Source organism: Ureibacillus sp. 179-F W5.1 NHS, from assembly GCF_045369345.1.
GTDB classification, from domain to species: domain Bacteria; phylum Bacillota; class Bacilli; order Bacillales_A; family Planococcaceae; genus Ureibacillus; species Ureibacillus halotolerans.
On sequence record NZ_JBIQFG010000026.1, the window covers coordinates 25,036 to 41,772 of the forward strand.

A 16,737-nucleotide genomic window follows, 5' to 3' on the forward strand; every position below is an offset into this window, starting at 1 on the left:
AGACCTCCAATTTTTATAACAAATATGTAAAATAATCGGGAATCCAACAAGGTGGTACCCTCTTATTCAAAATTAATTTTCAAATAGCTTTTTTAAAGTGTTCGTATATAACTCATGTTCCAGCTCATGGATTCGTTTTTCTGTTGCTTCTCGATCCCCTTCAACTACTTCTACGGCAGCTTGACTAAGAATCGGGCCTGTATCCATTCCTTCATCAACAAAGTGAACCGTTACACCGGTAATTTTGACGCCATGCTCCATTGCCTGTCCAATGGCATCTTTACCTGGAAAGGATGGTAATAAAGACGGGTGAATATTGACAATCCTTTTTGGAAAGGCAGCTAGTAATGTTTGGCCAATTATACGCATATAACCCGCAAGGACAATCCATTCTACCTCTTTATCTCGAAGTTGTTTTATAATCTCTCGTTCATAATGAGCCTTTGATTCATAGTTTTTTGCTTGAAATGCAAAGGTAGGGATTTGAAAGTTTTGTGCCCTTTCTAAGACAAATGCGTCAGGCTTATCCGTTACAACAAGCTTTATTTGAGCATTTAATTCCCCTCGGAGAATCGCCTCTTGAATCGCTTGGAAATTGCTCCCACTTCCTGAGGCAAACACCGCAATTTTCGTCGTCATTATATTAAACTCCCATCATGCTCGCCGTTAAAGTGGACGCCTTCACCTTTTACAACACGACCAATTTGATAAGCCTTTTCCCCATGTTCTTCAGCAATCGCTATTACCTTTTGAGCTTCTTCGGCAGGTACTGAAAGCACGTAACCTATCCCCATATTAAAGACGTTATATAAATCTTTATCAGCTAAAGCTCCTTTATCCTTTAAAAATTCAAAAATAGGAAGAATTGGCCAAGAGCCTAAATTAATCTCCGTTGCTAAACCTTCTGGCATCATACGAGGTAAGTTTTCATAAAAACCTCCACCAGTAACGTGGGCCATTCCATGAACATTTACTCGTTTTAACATGTCTAGCACAGGTTTTGCGTAAATTTTCGTTGGTACAAGAAGGGCCCCACCGATTGGTCCTAGCTCTTCGTATCCTTTTACGACTTCATGTACCTCGTATCCATTATCCTCAAATAGGATTTTGCGAACTAATGAGTATCCATTTGAATGAACACCACTTGAAGCAAGACCGATTAACACGTCACCTTCTACAATGTTTTCACCCGTTACAACCTTCGCCTTTTCTACTGCACCTACTGCAAAGCCTGCTAAATCATACTCATCTTCATCGTAAAGCCCCGGCATTTCGGCCGTTTCTCCACCTATTAAGGCGCTACCAGCTTGTACACAACCGTCAGCAACACCCTTTACGATTTGTTCAATTTTCTTCGGATCTGCCTTTCCAACCGCAACATAATCTAAGAAATAAAGGGGTTCTGCACCTTGTGCTACAATATCATTTACACACATCGCTACACAGTCTACACCAATCGTATCGTGTTTATCGACCATAAATGCAAGTTTTAATTTTGTCCCAACACCATCAGTTCCTGAAATTAAAACCGGTTCTTTTAAGTTTAGGGAGGACAAGTCAAACATGCCTCCGAAGCCTCCAAACGTACCCATTACACCTAAACGATTTGTGCGTTCAACGTGTGACTTCATACGTTTGACCGCTTCGTAACCAGCTTCTATATTAACGCCTGCTTGTTCATATGCTTTAGACATGAGTTAAATCCTCCTTAACTATGTTGTAGTTCCTTTTCATGGGGTAAAACTGTATCTGGGAAAATTTCGGTTGGATATTCACCGGTAAAGCAAGCCATGCAAAGTCCACGATTTGGATCATCAAAAGGTCTGGATGTAGCTTCCACAAGTCCTTCTACAGAAAGGAATGTTAAGGAATCTGCACCAATGGCATCCCGTATTTCTTCGACATTTTTACTTGAAGCAATTAACTCTTCACTTGTAGACGTATCTATACCATAGAAACAAGGGTTTTTCATCGGTGGTGATGAAATGACAACATGCACTTCAGTTGCACCTGCTTCTTTTAACATGTTGACAATACGACGGGAAGTTGTACCACGAACGATGGAATCATCCACCATAATGACCCGTTTTCCCTTTACTACTTGAACGACTGGAGAAAGCTTCATTTTCACTCCGCGCTCACGGAGCTCCTGAGTCGGTTGAATAAACGTACGGCCGGTATAGCGATTTTTAATTAACCCTAGTTCATAAGGAATACCGCTTTCTTCAGCAAAGCCGATTGCTGCTGAAATAGACGAATCTGGTACACCCGTTACGACGTCTGCTTCAATTCCAAAACATTCTTTCGCCAGTTGTTTTCCCATCCGTTTACGAGCCATATGGATATTAATTTGATCTATGTTAGAATCTGGACGTGCGAAGTATACATATTCCATCGCACACATTGCCCGTTTTTCAGCTTCAACAAAACGATCTTCTTCAATTCCTTTATCGGAAATGATTAAAAGTTCCCCTGGCTCCACTTCCCGAATATACTCCGCCCCAATTAAGTCAAAGGCGCAAGTTTCTGAAGCGACTACATACGCATCTCCTAATTTTCCAAGGGACAAAGGACGTAAGCCATTGCAATCACGGGCAACCATCATACTATCCTTCGTAATGATTAAGAACGAAAAGGCACCCTTTAATAAGGACAGGGCTTCTTTTACTTGCGCACGGAAACCAGGTTTTTTACTTTTCTTAATTAAATGGACAACTACTTCTGTATCAGAAGTGGAATGAAAAATGCTTCCGGATCGTTCTAAATGTTGTTTTAAATGATTGGCATTTACTAAATTCCCGTTATGAGCTATCGCTAATGTACCTGTAGAAGAGCGGAATAATAAAGGTTGAACGTTTTCAATTCCGCCACCACCAGCCGTCGTATAACGAACATGACTAATAGCCGCATTTCCTTTTGCACTTTTTAGTTTTTCTTCGTTAAATACATCGTTTACAAGTCCTTCACCTTTTACCGCCCGAAGTTGCTGACCGTCAGTTACAACGATACCAGCTCCTTCTTGACCACGGTGTTGAAGAGCATGAAGACCATAATAGCTTAATTGGGCTGATTCCGGATGTCCCCAAATACCAAATACGCCGCACTCTTCATTTAAGCCTCTGATTTCACCAAGCATGGGATTGCTCCTTTCCAAGCAGAACGGAATTCCTCCACTGCACCTTCTACAAGAATACCCGTATCACCATTAATCGTTATTTTTCCATCGTCCGTTACAATACCGATTTTCTTTGCATCAGGAATCATTGATTCAAAGGCTGCTGCCTTATCTTCTTTCACTGTTACAACAAAGCGAGATTGGGATTCGCTAAATAAAGCAGTTACTGCAGAACCTTCTAGCGTTACATAGACACCTAGTTTGTTAGAAGCAAATGTTTTTTCCACTAAAGCAACCGCTAAACCACCTTCAGAAACGTCATGGGCAGATTGTACAAGCCCTTCTCGAATAGCTGATAAAATTGCTTCTTGGCGATTTGCTTCCACATGTAAATCAATCTGTGGCGCTTTCCCGAAGATTTTTCCATAAACAAGCTTTTGCAATTCTGATCCGCCAAACTCTGTAGTTGTTTCGCCTACTACGTAAATGACATCTCCAGCTTCCTTCACTTGTTGTGTCGTAACGTGGGCCAAATCTTCTACTAAACCAACCATACCGATTGTTGGTGTCGGATAAACGGCTTCACCTGAACGTTCATTATATAAAGAAACGTTTCCGCCAATTACTGGTGAATTCAATACTTCACATGCCGCTGCAATACCATCAGCTGATTTTTCAATTTGCCAGAAAATCTCAGGTTTTTCTGGGTTACCGAAGTTTAAACAGTCTGTAATCGCAAGCGGTTTACCACCTGATGCAACGATGTTACGAGCCGCTTCTGCAACGGCAATTTTCCCACCCGTTTCCGGATCTAAATAAATGTAGCGAGAATTACAGTCAGTCGTCATCGCAAGACCTTTATTTGTACCACGTACTCGCAATACTGCTGCATCTGAACCAGGTGCTACGACAGTGTTTGTACGTACTTGGTAATCGTATTGATCATAAACCCATTCTTTCGAAGCAATAGTTGGTGCTTTTAATAATGATTTTAATGTTTCTTTAAAATCTGCTACTTCTGGTTCACGATTTTCGATTGCTTGGAATTCAGCAAAGTATGCCGGTTCTTTAGACGGTTTATAATAAACCGGTGCATCCTCTGCCAATGCATCGGCAGGAACTTCTGCAACGACTTCCCCTTTATGAAGTAAACGAAGCATTTTATCGTCTGTAACACGACCGATGGCAACAGCATCTAAACCATATTTATCGAAAATTGCTTTAATTTCATCTTCTCGTCCCTTTTTTACGACAATTAACATACGTTCTTGAGATTCTGATAACATCATTTCATAAGCAGTCATCCCTGTTTCACGCTGAGGAACTAAATCTAAGTTCATTTCAACTCCTGAACCCGCCTTTGAAGCCATTTCCGCTGAAGATGAAGTTAGACCGGCTGCTCCCATATCTTGAATTCCGACTAGTGCATCGGATTTAACCACTTCTAAACACGCTTCAAGAAGAAGTTTTTCCATAAATGGATCTCCTACTTGAACTGCAGGGCGTTTTTCTTCAGAAGCTTCTGACAGTTCTTCGGAAGCGAATGTTGCACCATGAATACCATCTCGACCTGTTTTCGCCCCTACATACATCACGGTATTTCCTACTCCAGCAGCAATACCTCGTTGAATATCTTTATGGTCAATTAAACCGACACACATGGCATTGACTAATGGGTTACCTTCATAGCAAGGATCAAATTGAATTTCCCCACCTACTGTTGGAATACCGATACAGTTACCGTACCCAGCTATTCCTGCAACGACTTCTTCAAATAAATATTTGCCTCGCTCTGATTGTAATTCCCCAAAGCGTAATGAATTTAACATAGCAATTGGACGAGCACCCATGGAGAATACGTCACGGATGATACCCCCTACACCAGTTGCAGCCCCTTGATATGGTTCAATAGCAGAAGGATGGTTGTGGGATTCCATTTTAAAAACGACCGCTTGTTCATCGCCAATATCAACAATCCCTGCCCCTTCACCAGGCCCTTGTAATACTTGCGGACCTTTTGTCGGGAACTTGCGTAATACCGGTTTTGAGTTTTTATACGAACAGTGTTCAGACCACATAACTGAAAACAATCCAGTTTCAGTCCAGTTTGGAAGGCGACCTAAAATGTTGCATACCATGTCATATTCTTCATCTGACATACCCATTGTGGCATATAGCTTTTGCTCTTTAATTTGCTCTTGGTTAGGTTCGAAACTAGCTGACATGTGATTCCCTCCACTGTTTGACAATAGATTTAAATAGTTTTAGACCGTCGTTACTGCCAAGTAATGCATCGACAGCACGTTCTGGGTGAGGCATCATACCAAGTACGTTTCCGCGCTCATTTACAATTCCCGCAATATCTTCTATACTACCGTTTGGATTTTCTCCCGCATAAGTAAAGACAATTTGATTATTCGCCTTTAATTGAGCTAATGTTTCTTCATCACAGAAGTAGTTACCTTCTCCGTGGGCAATCGGTATATTAATCACTTCTCCTGCTTCATATTGACTCGTAAATAATGTATTGTTGTTTTCTACTTTTAATTGAATTGTTCGGCACATAAATTTTAAATTTTTATTTCGAAGTAAAGCACCTGGAAGTAAACCGGCTTCCGTTAAAATTTGAAATCCATTACATACACCTAGAACTGGTTTTCCTGCTTCTGCGCATCTTTTTACTTCTGCCATTACGTTAGATTGGTTCGCCATTGCGCCACAACGTAAGTAATCCCCGTAGGAGAAACCACCTGGAACTAAAATGCCATCAAATTCGCTTAAATCTGTAGCATCATGCCAAACATATTCCACCTCTTCACCAAGCTCATCCTTAATGGCATGGTACATATCGATGTCACAGTTTGACCCAGGAAAAACGAGTACTGCGAATTTCATGATTAGTTAGCCTCCTCGACTTCATAGCGGTAATCTTCAATCACTGTGTTTGCAAGCAGCTTTTCACACATTTCTTTGACAAGAGTATCAAGGTCACGTTCAGTATCATCAATTACAACTTCTAAATATTTGCCGATACGTACGTCTTGCACTTCGTTATATCCCATTTTTGCTAATGAGCCTTGGACTGCTGAACCTTGTGGATCTAGTACACTTTCGCGTAATGTAATGTAAATTTTAACTTTCGTCATCTCTATTTGCCTCCAAGTCTAGAAAGAATAATTTCATATACTTCTATTAAACTACCTAAGTCACGACGGAATACGTCTTTATCTAGCTTTTGTTTTGTTTCGGCATCCCATAACCGGCAAGTATCTGGTGAAATTTCATCTGCCAGTAAAACATTGCCTTCTTTGTCACGGCCAAATTCAAGCTTAAAGTCTACTAAAATAACCCCTACATCTTCAAAGATTGGTTGAAGAATACTATTAACCTTCAAACCTAGCTCGTATAACGTTGCTACTTCCTCTTTTGTAGCAATCCCTAAAATATCAATATGGTCGTTATTAATAATCGGATCACCAAGGGCATCGTCTTTATAGTAAAATTCTACGATTGTCCGTTTTAAAGGAGTTCCTTCTTCTACACCAAGTCTTTTTGCCAAACTACCGGCAGCAATATTACGAACGACTACTTCAATTGGAATAATGTCCACTTTACGTACTAGTTGTTCATTGTCTGAAATACGTTCGATAAAATGAGAGTCAATTCCATATTCTTTTAATCTTTCGAAAATTAATGTGGTAATGCGGTTATTTAGTATCCCTTTCCCATCTATCTCTGCTTTTTTTTCACCGTTAAATGCAGTAGCACTGTTTTTATATTCAACGAACAAGATGTCTTCTTGTTCAGTTTGATATAAACGTTTTGCCTTTCCTTCATACAAAAGCTGACCTTTATTCATGACCCGTGCCTCCAATTATTTTGACATGTCCCTCTCCCTAATCTTTAGCGAGAGGGAATGTCATTGATTCAATTTCTCAAGTAGAAAAATAAATTAATTTAATCCAAGACGTTCAAAAATCATATCAACATTTTTAATGTGGTAGTTATAGTCGAAGCAATCATCAATTTCTTCTTTAGTTAAAAGTGAAGAAATTTTCTCGTTTGCTTCTACTAATGGACGGAACTGAATTTGTTCGTCCCAAGCACGAGCAGTTAATGGTTGTACTGTGTCATATGCCTCTTCACGTACTAACCCTTTATCAATTAAAGCAAGTAGAATACGTTGTGAGTAAATTAAACCGAAAGTACGGTCCATATTACGTTTCATGTTTTCAGGGAAAACCGTTAAGTTTTTCACGATATTTCCGAAACGATTTAACATGTAATTTAAGCCAATCGTCGCATCTGGTAGGATGACACGTTCTGCAGATGAATGGGAAATATCGCGCTCATGCCATAAAGAGACATTTTCATAAGCTGTTAACATATATCCACGGATTAAACGAGCTATCCCTGTCATATTTTCGGAACCGATTGGGTTACGTTTATGCGGCATTGCTGAAGACCCTTTTTGTCCTTTTGCAAAAGCTTCTTCAACTTCACGCGTCTCTGATTTTTGTAGACCGCGGATTTCCGTAGCAAATTTCTCAATAGAAGTAGCAATTAAAGCTAACGTTGAGAAATATTGTGCATGGCGGTCACGTTGTAATGTTTGAGTTGAAATTGGTGCAGCAGCTAAACCTAATTTTTCACAAACATATTGTTCAACAAAAGAATCAATGTTTGCATACGTACCAACAGCACCTGAAATTTTACCCGTTTCAATAACTTTAGCAGCTGCTTCAAAACGTTCTAAGTTACGTTTCATTTCTTCACGCCATAAAGCAAGTTTTAGCCCAAATGTAGTTGGTTCTGCATGAACACCGTGGGTACGCCCCATCATGACTGTATATTTATGTTCTTTTGCTTTTTCAGTTAAAATGTCAATGAAGTTGTTAATATCTTTACGTAAAATGGCATTCGCTTGTTTAATTAAATATGAAAGTGCTGTATCTACTACGTCTGTTGATGTTAAACCGTAGTGAACCCATTTCCGTTCTTCACCTAACGTTTCCGAAACGGCACGAGTAAAGGCTACTACATCGTGGCGTGTTTCTTGTTCAATTTCATAAATACGGTTAATGTCAAAGGAAGCATTTTGGCGAAGTAATGCTACGTCTTCCTTTGGAATTTCACCAAGTTCAGCCCAAGCCTCACATGCTAAAATTTCAACTTCTAACCAAGCTTTGAATTTATTTTCTTCTGTCCAAATTGCGCCCATTTCGGGGCGAGTATAACGTTCAATCATTGTTTCTTCTCCTTTTATTCCGACCAAATGCCAGAATTCTCGATTTGATAAAGTGTTTCGTCAATTTTATCGGTCAGTATTGTCACATGTCCCATTTTACGATTCACTTTTGCTTCAGTTTTCCCATAAAGATGGATTGACCAATCAGAATGTTTTGAAATGGAATTACTTAACGGCACAACATGTTGACCTAAGACATTCACCATAATTGCAGGCGACATAAGTTTCGGTTTGCGAAGAGGCCATCCGCAAACGGCACGAATATGTTGTCCAAATTGAGAAATGTTACAAGCTTCAATGGAATAGTGGCCCGAGTTATGTGGTCTAGGTGCTAATTCATTCATCATAATGTCACCATTTTCTAAGACGAACATTTCAACGGCTAATGTTCCAACAAGCTGTAAATAATTTGCAATTTTCTTCGCTGCCTCTATGGCTTTGTCATAAGTTTCATTAGAAATCCGTGCAGGTACAATCGTTTCATGTAAAATGTGATGCACGTGAATGTTTTCTCCTACAGGAAGACAATAGTTCTCCCCATAACCGTTACGTTGGACAATGACAGATATCTCTTTTTCAAAAGGGACAAAACTTTCCGCTACACATGGGGAATGTTCAAATAACTTTTCAGCTAATGGCAAGTCCTCTTTTGAATTTAATTGTTGTTGACCTTTACCATCATATCCACCACGTGCCGTTTTCACAATACATGGGTAGCCAATTTTGTCGATTTGCTCTAATAATTCTTCATACTGATTTGCTACAATATATGGAGCTACTGGACAACCCGCTTCTACTATCGCCGATTTTTCTGTAATGCGATTTTGAGTAATGCGGACTAATTCTGCTCCTTGAGGTACATAAGCGATTTCTGTTAATCTCTTTAAACCTTCATAGTCTATATTTTCAAATTCGTAAGTAATAACATCACTGACTTCAGCTAATTCTTCTAATGCCGCTTCGTCATCATAGGGTGCTACAATTCGCACATCGGCAATTTGCCCACAAGGAGAATCAATCGACGGTTCCAGTACAGCAATTTTATAGCCCGCTTCCTTAGCAGAAAGTGCCATCATGCGACCTAATTGACCTCCCCCAATAATTCCAATCGTTTGGCCAGGATAAATAATCTTTGTCATAGTAGATTACCTGTACTTTCCAACACTTGCTGTTTAATGGATTCTCGACGGTCATCTAGCTTATTGGCTAATTCACGATCGGTAATCGATAAAATTTGAGCTGCTAGTAAACCTGCGTTTATAGCTCCCGCTTTTCCAATTGCTACCGTTGCTACGGGAACTCCACCAGGCATTTGTACAATTGACAATAATGAATCCAATCCATTTAATGCTCTTGACTGAACTGGTACACCGATAACAGGTAAAGTCGATTTAGCAGCAACCATTCCTGGTAAGTGTGCTGCACCACCTGCCCCTGCGATAATGACTTGAATACCTCTTGCACGAGCATTCTCTGCATATTCAAACATAAGGTCTGGCGTACGATGTGCCGATACGACTTGTTTTTCGTAGGGCACTTGTAATTCATCAAGAATTTCACATGCATGTTTCATCGTTTCCCAGTCACTGGAACTTCCCATAATGACACCGATTTTTGGATTCATTTATTTCTCTCCTTCAATCTTTCGCTTTATGTAACTTCAATATGATGCTTTCATTCTCTCAATCTTTTCTATTAAACGATAAAAAAGTCCTCAAATAATCCACTTTCTCTAATGCAAAAGAAAGCAGAATACTTGAGGACATTAATTTGAAAGAAAATGTAGCGGACATTATCTGTACCCACACCTTTCTAAACGCCAAAAGTTTGCTTTCCCGCATAGTCCGACATTTACGGTGCCGGGTAGAGACACTAGAGCCATATTCTCTAGCATATATGTGGGAGGTCTTATTTAATAATCCATTTCACTTTAGTGTAAAATAACCACTAAAGGTTAAACAACTCACATTTGGAAGGTAAGATGTTTATTTCCTAACATCATTTTAACAAGGTATAAACAGAAAATCAACGAAAAAATGCGAACGATAAATTTTCAGAAAACAATAATGTTCGTGTTTTGGTCAAATTATTTTTCAATCGCCCATTAAAATTCCTTTAAATTTAATTTTTTGCCGTAAATATGTTGGTTCTCCATCCACTATATGAAAAACCGGTTCTTCCTTACGCCCCATTGGCATATAGCCTTCTTTTTTCATTCGTTCAAGACATTGTTCGATTGTTTCATTTTCATTTACTTCAAACCATATTTGTTTTTTACTCATACATAATTCCTTTCAACTGTTCATTGTTCTATTTATTTTAACAAACATTTCATTTTTTAAAGGACAATCTAATAAGGTTACGTAAATTTATATATAATTTACCCATTTTTGTTCCATCCTTAAAAATTTTTAAAATCAGAAAGTTTTCTCATTAATTTCTAATTAAAGTTCTGTATTATCAATTATATAAGTAAGCGAAAAAGTGAGTTGATTAGATGAAGCATAAAATTTTAATCATTGAAGATGAAGAAAACATTGCTCGCGTCCTACAACTGGAACTAGAATTTGAAGGTTATGAAACGGACGTGGCACATACAGGTACATCTGGGCTTATTAAGTACCGGGAAGGACAGTTTGATTTAGTATTATTAGATTTAATGTTGCCAGAGATGCATGGTTTAGATGTGTTAAAAAGAATTCGTGCAACCGAACAAACAACCCCTGTCATTTTATTAACTGCTAAAAGCGAAGTGGAAGATAAGGTAAAAGGTTTAGACCTAGGAGCAAACGATTATGTAACAAAACCGTTTGAAATCGATGAATTGTTAGCACGTATTCGAAATACGATACGTTTCTCTAAACAAAGGGAGGAAATAGTAGCTGAGAAGAAAGACGAACACCTTTTAAACTATGGCCACTTATCGATCCACGAACAAACTCGGGAAGTTGTTTATTTTGAAAAAACGATTGATTTAACACCAAGGGAATACGACTTATTGTTATTTTTACTGAAACATCCAAAACAAGTTTTAACAAGGGAGCAAATTTTAGAGGCTGTATGGGGATTTGATTATTACGGTGATACAAATGTAGTAGATGTTTATATTCGATACGTACGACAAAAACTGGATTCTTCTAATCCAACTCCTATTATCCAGACGGTACGTGGTGTTGGATACGTTTTAAAGGAGTCTCCTCATGAAACTTAGAACGAAAATTCATCTATATACAACTTTACTCATGTTAGTTTTATTGATCGTCATGAACAGTGGTGTTTATTTACTTTATGAGCAACTAGCGATTAATACGGAATATAAACAACTAAAATCCGATAGTGAGGAGCTTCTGACTGTCTTTAATAATTTATCCGATGTGACAGATCCGAGTATTGTGTTACGGGCATATATGCCAACCAATGGAGCAGTTCATGTGTTAAATGAAACGGGGAATGAAATTTTCTCGGTTGAAGCCCTTTCCTTTGAACCTATTCAATTCGAAGTAGGTAAAAACGAGGATTATGCCATGAGTGAAATAGATGGACTTCCTATTATTATGCTGGAAACTCCAGCTATTTGGAATGATGGCAGCATTGTAACCCTTCAGCTCATACAACGGTTAGATGATGTTGCCAAAAACTTAAATCTTTTAAAGCTTATTTTAATTGCCGTAACAGCTCTTGTAGCCATCCCCCTTCTATTATCCAATATGGGGCTTAGTCGAATTATTTTAAAACCATTAGAACGTTTAAGTGAAACAATGAAGAAAAATGCCACTTCTAAAACTTATGAAAAAATCGACAAGGTGGATGTAGGAAAAGATGAACTTGCAGAAATTGGTCGAACGTTTAATGGCATGATGGAGGCACTTGAAACAAACTATCGTAAGCAAGAACAATTTGTATCTAACGCTTCCCATGAACTTAAAACTCCCCTTACTGTCATTGAAAGTTATGCGAAGCTTTTACTACGACGTGGATTTACAAACGAAAAGGTTGCAACAGAGGCATTGGAAGCTATCGTTAACGAATCATCGCGCATGAATGATTTGATTGTACAGATGCTTGAATTAGCTAAAAATAAAGAGCGTACTTCCCTTACTATCCATAAAGTAGATATTGCCCAATTGCTTGAAAATACTTTATCCCAAATGCAGCATGCCTATAATAGACCCTTTGAGTTGAAAAGAGAATCACGGCTTTATGCTTATACTGATGAACAGAAGCTAAAGCAGCTTTTATATATATTATTGGATAATGCAAGAAAATATAGTGATGATAAAATCATCGTAACATCAGCAAAACTTGGGCATTCTATTTCCATTACAATTCAAGATTTTGGAGAAGGTATTCCAAAGGATCAACTTCCCCATCTATTTGATCGATTTTATCGAGTAAATAAAGATCGAAATCGTAAAACTGGTGGTACAGGACTTGGTTTAGCCATTGCAAAGGAATTATCCGAACGTCTACAGATTGAAATAAAAGTCGAAAGCGAATTAGGAGTAGGTTCTTCCTTTACATTACTTATCCCTATACAAAACGATTTAAGCGAGGAGGATAACCGATGACAAATTATACGAAATGGATGATTTCTTTAGTTGTATTAATGTTAGCCGTTACCGTATTTGTCGTGTGGATTATTCAAGATCGCTTTTCCAGTCCAGATGAACTAACTGTCGATGAAGCTACTAAAAAAATTGAAACTTTATACGGTGGTTCTGTAGAGTCTTTTGATGAAAAAGACGATATTTTTTATATGGCCTTTGAAAAAAACAATGAAACATATGAGTTACAAATCGATGCGGAAACTGGAAATATTTTAAGTTTGAATAAAACAGAGTCTAATTTAAACAAGACGGTAAAAACAAAAGAAGAGATACGTACCCTTTTAAATTCCCAAAATAACGGAACGATTCAATCCATTACGTTCCAAAATAATGACGAAAATCCTCAATATATTGTTGAAGTAACAGAACAAGAGCGATTAAAAACTCTAGTTGTTAACGCTATAACTGGCGCTATTATTTCAGAAAATGTAAAAGAGCAAAATGCCCAATCCGATACTTCTGTAGTGATTACGAGTGATGAAGCAAAACAAATTGCCCTCTCCCAATTAAACGGTACGGTAGAATATATTGCCTATGAAGAATCAAACGATGGAGGTTATTATTTAGTAGAAATCGACGGGAATAATGAAGAAGAAACATTTCAAATACACGCTGTCTCCGGAAAAATACTTTCCGTAACTCAACGTGACGATGATTTAGATGATGACGACGATGACGACTCAGGCGATGAAAGTGATGACGAAGATTAGACATTCTTTCTTATTTTCTAATCAATTTCTAATCTTATTCTCCCTTTCTTATCATTTTCCTCCAGTAATATAAAGGTATCAAAATCAGTGAGGAGAGATATGACATGAAAAAAGTGATTTTAGTACCTGTATTACTAGGGGTTATGGGCATTGGTGGCATTATTGCTGTAACAGGAGGAAACATTACCGGTTCTGCCAACGCTGAAAAATTAACAACAAGTGAAGTTGAGAAAAAGGCTTTAGCCGAAGTGAAAGGAACAATCCGTGATATCGAATTCGAAACAGGTGTTACAAGAAGCTATTACGAAGTTGAAGTGATTACAGATGATGCAGAATATGATTTAAAACTTGATGCATTTTCCGGTGAATTATTAAAGAAAACAAAAGAAAGACTTGATTATGACGATACTATTCAAAACACTCAAACAAACACAAACACAAATACAAACACAACAAATTCTGCGAAAAACACAAATGTAAATGCATCGACAAAAGCTCCAAAACAAAATAACAATGTTTACGACGACAACCGATATGATGATGATTATGATGATTTAGATGACCGCTATGACGACGATTTAGATGATCGTTACGATGACGATGATGACGACGACCGATATGATGACTAAGCATATAAAGAAAAAGGAAGTAAAAACAGCAATGTTTTTACTTCCTTTTTTAATTTGAAATTAAATCTCGTTCGGAATCGTTTATTTTAATCGAATCTTGGTCAACTAGGATAATGGCGGCATCATCCATCACCTGTTTAATTACAAATAAAATATCCTGCTGTACTTCGTATCTTTCATGTATATCATTAGAAGGAATATAATAACTAACTAACATTCGATAATAATCTGCATGGAACTCATCAATATAAACAAGGATTAAATCATCCTTTGATGTTTGGGGATGTAAAATAATTTGCTTGTTCACCTCATTACAAATATTTCGAATTTCCTCTTCTGTATGTTTCGTCGATAAATAATAATAGGTTTGAATTTTCCGTTTCTCACGCTTTGTTAAATTATAAATCGGTTTATTCATTAAATAAGCATTTGGGACGTAAACAATTCCTTTATCTGCTGTTGCAATTAATGTAGATCGAAGGTTGATATCTTGAATAACACCTTCAATTTTACTATCTTCTGTTGAAATATAATCTCCTACTTGAAAAGGCTTATCCAGCGTCATCGACAATCCTCCAAAAATATGGGAGGATGTATCACGCACACCAAAAGCTAAAGCAACACTGGTAAGCCCTATTCCTGTTAAAAATCCATTCAAATTAAAATTCCATAATGAAGCGATTAATACGATCGCTATAATTGCAATAAAAGCATTCACTATACGTAATGTAAAAGGTGTTAATTTTGTGGATTTACTTACATCAAGATGAAAGGACTCGGGATGATTTGCATAATACGCTAAAACATCATAAACTCCTTTAAAGAAATAAAACACCATTAATGAATACAATAAGTTGCGCATAGAAAGACTGGAAAATAAAGAACTTTCCATAATAATGGACAATGAAAAAAAGACGATTAACGTAAAAATCGCATGTCGAATCTCTCTACTAAAATGCTCGATAATTCTAGCAGTCATTAATTTCGACTTTTTCTCAAAAAATCGAACTATTTTTTGAATCATATATTTTAATAAATAATGTTGCAGCAACCATCCAATTACTATCAATACTAAAGCACTTACTATATCGGTCAACTTTGGATCAATCATATTCGTATATATCCAACGAATTGAATCAATCATATTCTTTTACCCCTATCTAAAAAATCTTCTATTCCCTTCAATAAGAATATGAAATTCCTTTTTTAAAACTTTTATAATCATATCAAATCCAGCGAATGTGTACAATTTTACGCCTTATGTAAAGCTCATTTAATTGCTCATGTAACGAGTCACACCTGCGCTTCGGGCTTCCTTGATTCCTTGTTTTCCTCGGTCCTCCCGCTTCTCGAGTTTTTCCTTCTGCATTTTTGATCGTTGCCGATTAAAGCCTTCGGCTTTTGTATGTTGGGGACTTTTTGGATATAAAAAAAGACCACTGAATTTCAGTGATCTTTAATTGCCTAGCAACGTCCTACTCTCACAGGGGCACCCCTCAACTACCATTGACGCTCTCTGCGAAGCACGATGACACATCGGAAAACTGCGTCATCTACGTCAGTCCGATGCTCATGTACCAAGTACACTGCGCTTCGGGCCTCCTTGATTCCTTGTTTTCCTCGGTCCTCCCACTTCTCGAGTTTTTTTTCTGTACCTTTGTTTGTTTTTAAACGCGCCGACCAAGCCTTCGGCTTTTGTATGTTGGGGGCTGACTTTTTGGATATAAAAAAGACCACTGAATCTCAGTGGTCTCTATTTGCCTAGCAACGTCCTACTCTCACAGGGGGTACCCCTCAACTACCATCGACGCTTTCTGCGAAGCGCGATGACACGTCGGAAAACTGCGTCATCTGCGTCAGTCCGATGCTCATGTACCAAGTACACTGCGCTTCGGGCTTCCTTGATTCCTTGTTTTCCTCGGTCCTCCCACTTCTCGAGTTTTTTCTTCTGTACTTTTGTTTGTTCTTAAACGCGCCGATTAAAGCCTTCGGCTTTTGTTTGTTGGGGGCTTTTTGGATATAAAAAAAGACCACTGAATTTCAGTGGTCTTTAATTGCCTAGCGACGTCCTACTCTCACAGGGGGTACCCCTCAACTACCATCGACGCTTTCTGCGAAGCGCGATGACACGTCGGAAAACTGCGTCATCTGCGTCAGTCCGATGCTCATGTACCAAGTACACTGCGCTTCGGGCTTCCTTGATTCCTTGTTTTCCTCGGTCCTCCCACTTCTCGAGTTTTTTCTTCTGTACTTTTGTTTGTTCTTAAACGCGCCGATTAAAGCCTTCGGCTTTTGTTTGTTGGGGGCTTTTTGGATATAAAAAAAGACCACTGAATTTCAGTGGTCTTTAATTGCCTAGCAACGTCCTACTCTCACAGGGGGAAGCCCCCAACTACCATCGGCGCTAAAGAGCTTAACTTCCGTGTTC

The 16,737-nt window shown here is 38.2% G+C and carries 16 protein-coding genes, 1 rRNA gene and 1 riboswitch; of the genes, 4 read left to right on the forward strand and 13 right to left on the reverse strand.

The features are described 5' to 3' along the window. Nucleotides 1–72: 72 nt before the first annotated feature. The 11 genes from purN to ACH0B5_RS12045 form a co-directional block, all read right to left on the reverse strand. The gene (gene purN, locus ACH0B5_RS11995) at nucleotides 73–639 is read right to left on the reverse strand and encodes a phosphoribosylglycinamide formyltransferase (RefSeq protein WP_341362735.1); all 567 of its coding nucleotides are present in this window, start codon (nucleotides 637–639) and stop codon (nucleotides 73–75) included. Next, entirely contained in the window at nucleotides 639–1,694 is a 1,056-nt protein-coding gene (gene purM / locus ACH0B5_RS12000) for a phosphoribosylformylglycinamidine cyclo-ligase (protein ID WP_122972577.1), read from the reverse strand. Before purM ends, purN begins: the two co-directional genes overlap by 1 nt. 14 nt (nucleotides 1,695–1,708) lie before the next feature. Next, entirely contained in the window at nucleotides 1,709–3,136 is a 1,428-nt protein-coding gene (purF, locus tag ACH0B5_RS12005; RefSeq protein WP_122972576.1) for an amidophosphoribosyltransferase, read from the reverse strand. Beyond that, nucleotides 3,112–5,340, reverse strand: a complete 2,229-nt coding sequence (gene purL, locus ACH0B5_RS12010) for a phosphoribosylformylglycinamidine synthase subunit PurL (protein WP_406927874.1) — start codon at nucleotides 5,338–5,340, stop codon at nucleotides 3,112–3,114. The genes purF and purL overlap by 25 nt, the downstream gene beginning before the upstream one ends. Next, nucleotides 5,330–6,010, reverse strand: a complete 681-nt coding sequence (gene purQ, locus ACH0B5_RS12015) for a phosphoribosylformylglycinamidine synthase subunit PurQ (protein WP_341362737.1) — start codon at nucleotides 6,008–6,010, stop codon at nucleotides 5,330–5,332. The genes purL and purQ overlap by 11 nt, the downstream gene beginning before the upstream one ends. A gap of 2 nt (nucleotides 6,011–6,012) precedes the next feature. Further along, nucleotides 6,013–6,261, reverse strand: coding sequence for a phosphoribosylformylglycinamidine synthase subunit PurS (gene purS, locus ACH0B5_RS12020; protein ID WP_341362738.1), 249 nt, complete (start codon nucleotides 6,259–6,261; stop codon nucleotides 6,013–6,015). Between the two features lie 2 nt (nucleotides 6,262–6,263). Next, nucleotides 6,264–6,974 (reverse strand): phosphoribosylaminoimidazolesuccinocarboxamide synthase, encoded by a 711-nt coding sequence (purC, locus tag ACH0B5_RS12025; RefSeq protein ID WP_341362739.1) that lies wholly within the window; start codon nucleotides 6,972–6,974, stop codon nucleotides 6,264–6,266. Between the two features lie 93 nt (nucleotides 6,975–7,067). Further along, the gene (gene purB / locus ACH0B5_RS12030) at nucleotides 7,068–8,363 is read right to left on the reverse strand and encodes an adenylosuccinate lyase (protein ID WP_341362740.1); all 1,296 of its coding nucleotides are present in this window, start codon (nucleotides 8,361–8,363) and stop codon (nucleotides 7,068–7,070) included. Between the two features lie 14 nt (nucleotides 8,364–8,377). Beyond that, entirely contained in the window at nucleotides 8,378–9,502 is a 1,125-nt protein-coding gene (purK, locus tag ACH0B5_RS12035) for a 5-(carboxyamino)imidazole ribonucleotide synthase (RefSeq protein ID WP_122972570.1), read from the reverse strand. Continuing rightward, a complete protein-coding gene (purE, locus tag ACH0B5_RS12040) occupies nucleotides 9,499–9,987 on the reverse strand; it encodes a 5-(carboxyamino)imidazole ribonucleotide mutase (RefSeq protein WP_406927875.1) in 489 nt (162 codons plus the stop codon). The genes purK and purE overlap by 4 nt, the downstream gene beginning before the upstream one ends. Before the next feature lie 196 nt (nucleotides 9,988–10,183). Next, nucleotides 10,184–10,283, reverse strand: a riboswitch (purine riboswitch). A gap of 173 nt (nucleotides 10,284–10,456) precedes the next feature. Further along, nucleotides 10,457–10,645 carry an NETI motif-containing protein gene (locus tag ACH0B5_RS12045; protein WP_122972568.1) on the reverse strand — a complete coding sequence of 63 codons (189 nt, stop codon included), beginning with the start codon at nucleotides 10,643–10,645 and terminating at the stop codon, nucleotides 10,457–10,459. 215 nt (nucleotides 10,646–10,860) lie between these two features. On the opposite strand from ACH0B5_RS12045, the gene ACH0B5_RS12050 reads away from it, so the two are divergent. The 4 genes from ACH0B5_RS12050 (at nucleotide 10,861) to ACH0B5_RS12065 (ending at nucleotide 14,309) form a co-directional block, all read left to right on the forward strand. Then, nucleotides 10,861–11,574 carry a response regulator transcription factor gene (locus ACH0B5_RS12050; RefSeq protein WP_341362742.1) on the forward strand — a complete coding sequence of 238 codons (714 nt, stop codon included), beginning with the start codon at nucleotides 10,861–10,863 and terminating at the stop codon, nucleotides 11,572–11,574. Continuing rightward, nucleotides 11,564–12,931: a sensor histidine kinase gene (locus ACH0B5_RS12055; RefSeq protein ID WP_406927876.1), complete on the forward strand. Its 1,368-nt coding sequence runs from the start codon at nucleotides 11,564–11,566 to the stop codon at nucleotides 12,929–12,931. The genes ACH0B5_RS12050 and ACH0B5_RS12055 overlap by 11 nt, the downstream gene beginning before the upstream one ends. Continuing rightward, nucleotides 12,928–13,680, forward strand: coding sequence for a PepSY domain-containing protein (locus tag ACH0B5_RS12060; protein ID WP_122972565.1), 753 nt, complete (start codon nucleotides 12,928–12,930; stop codon nucleotides 13,678–13,680). The genes ACH0B5_RS12055 and ACH0B5_RS12060 overlap by 4 nt, the downstream gene beginning before the upstream one ends. Nucleotides 13,681–13,784: 104 nt before the next feature. Continuing rightward, nucleotides 13,785–14,309 (forward strand): PepSY domain-containing protein, encoded by a 525-nt coding sequence (locus ACH0B5_RS12065; RefSeq protein WP_241559334.1) that lies wholly within the window; start codon nucleotides 13,785–13,787, stop codon nucleotides 14,307–14,309. Between the two features lie 49 nt (nucleotides 14,310–14,358). On the opposite strand, the gene ACH0B5_RS12070 is transcribed toward ACH0B5_RS12065, so the two are convergent. Together ACH0B5_RS12070 and rrf are read right to left on the reverse strand one after the other, a co-directional pair. Continuing rightward, complete coding sequence (locus ACH0B5_RS12070; RefSeq protein ID WP_341362744.1) at nucleotides 14,359–15,453, reverse strand: mechanosensitive ion channel family protein; 1,095 nt, start codon at nucleotides 15,451–15,453, stop codon at nucleotides 14,359–14,361. Between the two features lie 1,209 nt (nucleotides 15,454–16,662). Further along, nucleotides 16,663–16,737: ribosomal RNA gene (rrf, locus tag ACH0B5_RS18090) — 5S ribosomal RNA — on the reverse strand; the annotation flags it as partial.